1 protein-coding gene is annotated in these 1,202 nt (G+C 39.4%); it reads right to left on the bottom strand.

Going from position 1 to position 1,202, the window contains the following annotated elements:
* Positions 1 to 1,202, bottom strand: a 1,202-nt coding sequence (locus BM090_RS18640; protein WP_177200020.1) for a hypothetical protein, incomplete at both ends; no start/stop codon positions are given.

Here is a 1,202-nt window from a genome sequence, read left to right as displayed (position 1 = left end):
GCAGAACATACTGTATTTTTTATGCTACTTGTTGCATTATAAAGTGTCAGAACATTATTCACGAAATTATCTGGCGATTGCAACGGCGGATTAAATGTCCAAACAACAGATTGTCCATTAATCGAATCGGCTAACGTAACGCTTGCGCCATGACAAATATTTGTGTCTTTTAGTGCAACGGATGGCGGAATTGACACAACAACCGTATCCACGACTGTACAGCCTGTGGCTAATACGGTTCTAATCATTAAATATTTGTATTTCGTTGTCTGATTAGAGTTATTGCTTGCCATAAAAATCGGATTGCTTATAGTAGAATCATTTAGATAAGTACCTGGAAACCAATGATAGGAATAATTCGCATTGACATTTGTTCCAATGTTTACTGGTTGACTGTCACAGGTTTGTATGTAAATCGTTGGATTTACTATCATTGAAGAATATACAGAAATCATCAAACTATCCGCACACGAAATATTGCTGGCAGAACATACTGTATTTTTTATGCTACCAGTTGCATTGTAAAGCGTCAGGACATTATTCACGAAATTATCTGGCGATTGCAACGGCGGATTAAATGTCCAAGTAACAGATTCTCCATTAATCGAATCGGCTAACATAATGCTTGCGCCATGACAAATATTTGTATCTTGAAATACGACATTAGGCGCAACAGATACGGCAACCGTATCTACCACCGAACAGCCCGTAGAGACCAATGTTCTGGTCAGATAATATTTTTGAACCAATACACTATTGCCTGTATTTGAAATACTTACCGTTGGGTTACTGATATTCGGATTAGTCAAATTATTGGCTGGCGACCACTGATAAGAATAATTCGCATCGGCAACCGTACCGATACTTACAGGTTGATTGCTACACGTTTGAAACAAAGCTGTCGCGTTGGGCTGCAATTTTGGATATACGCCAACCTGCAAACTATCCGCACACGGAATATTGCTGGCAGAACATACTGTATTTTTTATGCTACCTGTCGCATTATAAAGCGTCAGAACATTATTCACGAAATTATCTGGCGATTGTAACGACGGACTGAATGTCCAAACAACAGATTGTTCATTAATCGAATCGGCTAACGTAACGCTTGCGCCATGACAAATATTTGTATCTTGAAATACGACATTAGGCGCAACAGATACGGCAACCGTATCTACCACCGAACAGCCCGTAGAGACCAA

This window comes from Flexibacter flexilis DSM 6793 (assembly GCF_900112255.1).
GTDB lineage: Bacteria > Bacteroidota > Bacteroidia > Cytophagales > Flexibacteraceae > Flexibacter > Flexibacter flexilis.
The sequence above is the reverse complement of the archived record's forward strand: the minus strand, read 5'-3'. Positions and strand labels throughout refer to the sequence as shown.